Source organism: Lapidilactobacillus concavus DSM 17758 (genome assembly GCF_001435835.1).
GTDB classification, from domain to species: domain Bacteria; phylum Bacillota; class Bacilli; order Lactobacillales; family Lactobacillaceae; genus Lapidilactobacillus; species Lapidilactobacillus concavus.
In genome coordinates, this window is sequence record NZ_AZFX01000052.1 from 1 (window position 1) to 3,003 (window position 3,003).

General features: G+C 43.6%; 4 protein-coding genes. 2 read left to right on the forward strand and 2 right to left on the reverse strand.

From position 1 onward, the window contains the following. Window positions 1–76: 76 nt before the first annotated feature. Entirely contained in the window at window positions 77–973 is an 897-nt protein-coding gene (locus tag FC15_RS05410) for a diacylglycerol/lipid kinase family protein (RefSeq protein ID WP_057824700.1), read from the reverse strand. Between the two features lie 211 nt (window positions 974–1,184). Here FC15_RS05410 and FC15_RS05415 point away from each other — a divergent pair, with 211 nt between their 5' ends. Both FC15_RS05415 and FC15_RS05420 read left to right on the forward strand, forming a co-directional pair. Next, window positions 1,185–1,433 carry a hypothetical protein gene (locus tag FC15_RS05415; protein ID WP_010010721.1) on the forward strand — a complete coding sequence of 83 codons (249 nt, stop codon included), beginning with the start codon at window positions 1,185–1,187 and terminating at the stop codon, window positions 1,431–1,433. 206 nt (window positions 1,434–1,639) lie between these two features. Beyond that, the gene (locus tag FC15_RS05420; RefSeq protein ID WP_053267272.1) at window positions 1,640–1,906 is read left to right on the forward strand and encodes a GlsB/YeaQ/YmgE family stress response membrane protein; all 267 of its coding nucleotides are present in this window, start codon (window positions 1,640–1,642) and stop codon (window positions 1,904–1,906) included. A gap of 67 nt (window positions 1,907–1,973) precedes the next feature. Here FC15_RS05420 and FC15_RS05425 read toward each other — a convergent pair whose 3' ends face one another. Further along, entirely contained in the window at window positions 1,974–2,903 is a 930-nt protein-coding gene (locus FC15_RS05425; RefSeq protein ID WP_057824701.1) for an IS30-like element ISLpl1 family transposase, read from the reverse strand. Between the last annotated feature and the right edge of the window lie 100 nt (window positions 2,904–3,003).

Consider the following 3,003-nt stretch of genomic DNA (forward strand, 5'->3'; position numbering starts at 1 on the left):
AAGGAAGCTGATCTTTTTTGTCCGAACAGCGTTCGGATTAATTTTACAATCTACCATATTAATAAAAAATACGTCGTTATTCGATGACTGTTGGTACGATCAATTCGAAGCGGTCTGTCAAATAGGTCAATTCAATTGGCAGTTTAACCGCTGGGTCGCCGTCAATACGTGTCGTCACGGCTTGACCAGTTGCACTCGTAATTCGTGCACTGGTTGCCGTTAGCTGTGTAATGGCCTTGGAGTTTTGCAAGTTCCCCGTTAGTGCGAACCAAATATATGGAATTACTTGCCGCCAGCCAATGTTGTTAAGTAGACTAATATGCATTTTTCCTGGAGCAGACGCGCTATAGACGTGCCCACCGACTGATTTGGTCGTTGTAATCAAACAGAACCATGTTTTTAAGGTGTGGCTTCCTTCGTGTTTGAATTGATATCGAATTGGCAGTGACTTATTGTGACCAATATGGCGAATAGCGCGGTAAAGATAGCTTAATTTACCGAATCGCTGCTTCTCAGATTGTCGAACTTCATTGGAAATGTCAGCCAAATTACCGAATGTCAGTGAACTCACGACTGCCCGGCGTTGATTACAGACTAGCATGCCGACTGCTTGGGTCGCCGGCTGAGTACAAATTAGTTCGATGGCCGCTTGGGGGTCAGTTGGTAACTGGTATCGGGTTGCAAAATTATTAACCGTTCCCATGGGAATAACACCGATACGAATATGTGCTTCAGCTTGGATTAGGGCTGTCATTGCAACGTTCAGTGTGCCATCTCCACCAATAACAATTAGTGCTGACAGTTGAGAAAGTGTTTGCTTAATTAACGCAATTGCCTGGGGGATTCCTGGTGTTGTCAGTAATTGAGACTCAATGCCGTGGTTCGATAGCGCTTGCGCGGTTTGATGGGCGACGGTTGCCGCTTGCCCATTACCCGCTTGTCCGTTATAGAAAATGCCGTAAGTTGTTGCCATGACAATCGCCTCTTGATTAAAAAATTAAGTTTATTCATCGCTTATTTAGTAAGCTTTTGATAGTCTCAGTATAGCTTGAACACTAGTTTGACTGGAAATGATATGCATCATTACTGAATTAGTCGGGTCAATGAGCATTTTGATTGCTCAATATAAATATTATAGTTATGATAATTTTAATAACACAATATCGGGATGGAGCGTATTCACAATGGGATGGATAGGTGTTGCGATATTAGGACTAACAATAGGTATCGTTGCAAATGCGGTAGGCGCACATGGTCGGCGTCAAACGACAATTAATTTAATCGCAGGCTTATTCGGTGTACTTGGTGGCCAGCTGTCTTTTGGATGGTTCGGGCCAACAGTTGCTGGAATGACGTTGTTGCCAGTCGTGAGCGGGGCGATGATACTTATTGTGATCGGAACCGTTGCTGCCCAGGCGCTTCAGCCGCAGTAAATGTGATTAGGCATAAAAGGATTTTTTGAAGTAGCACTTGTTAGCGCTATCAAAAGATGGAGGTGTCCGTAATGGCTAAAATTAAACGACAGACCCCTGGTTTTTGGGGTAAATTGTCACTATTGATTGCAATTGGGCAATTAGGATTGACTGTGTTTCGAGAAGTGCGGCAGTTCAAACACCGCCGCTAAAAAGGGGATGACAGCATGCATTGGTTATGGGTAATGATTGTTGGCGCGGCGGTTGGTGCTTTTGCAGGTGCTATCATGAGCCCCAGTCAATCGCGGGGTTGGATCGGTCACATTATTGCTGGCGTCCTTGGGGCACTCATTGGTGAAGGTGTGCTGGAGCCGATGGGGCCTGAGTTAGCCGGAATGACCGTGATACCAGCCGCAATCGGTGCAATTGCCGTCGTTCTGATAATGATGTTCGTGGTTCAGTGGGCACGGGTTCGACGGTCAAAACACAATTGAACAGTGCCAATTGACAGCCTGGCTGTTACGCTCGGCATCAAAAAATGTTAAACGGTAGATTGCAAATTTAATCCGAATTTTTGGACAAATTTGTCAGCATAACCTGATACGGTGTTTGCCAGTCGAGTATTTTAAGCGGTCGCTGGTTAATTTGGAGTAACGTCGTCGTTAAATCTTGAGCACTAATGTGCTCAAAACGAGTCCCTTTAGGATAAAAATAACGTAAATTCCGATTAAAGCGTTCATTACTACCACGTTCAGCTGGCGTATAAGCATGGCAGTAATAGGTCTTAATACCATATTGTGATTCAAGTGATACTAGCCCACTAAACTCAGTGCCACGGTCCACAGTAAAGCTGTGCACCGGATCATTAAAAGTGGTTAGGAACTTAGTTAGTGCTTCATTAACAGTCGCTGTCGTCCGATCTTTTAACCGGTATGCCCAAAGGAACCGTGATTTTCGATCGATTAAAGTTAATAAAACTGCCTTACTATGCCCACGAGGACCAACGACTGTATCTAGTTCAAAATCGCCGATGCGATTACGTTGATTAATCATCATGGGACGCTGTTCAATTGATCGCCCCAAAGATTGATTATATTTGGATCGTTGGTCAACGTTACGCCGTTGGCGTACGCCATGTTCAGGTAGATCATTCAAGGAGAAACCAATTCTCCCCTGATTTAGCCAATTATAAATAGATTTAGTAGCTAGTTTAAATTCGTGAGCAATCATTCCTGGTGACCAGCTTAGACGTAAATGGTTGAGAATTTTTTGCTTTAACTCATCGCTCAGCTTAGTTTTCCGACCACATCGTGATCGCTTGTATTCGGCATCTGTTTGTGCTAATTCAGCCTGATAAGGTTGACATCGAGATAATTCATAAGAAATTGTTGACGGTGATCGGTTCAGCCGAACGCCCATTTGGATATTGGGCAGCCCTAATTCACAAAATGTTTCGATTTTAATTCGTTCGGAATATGTTATACTAGACAAAAGATCAGCTCCTAAAAGATGGGTTTGTGGTAAACACCATTTTAAAGGAAGCTGATCTTTTTTGTCCGAACAGCGTTCGGATTAATTTTACAATCTACCA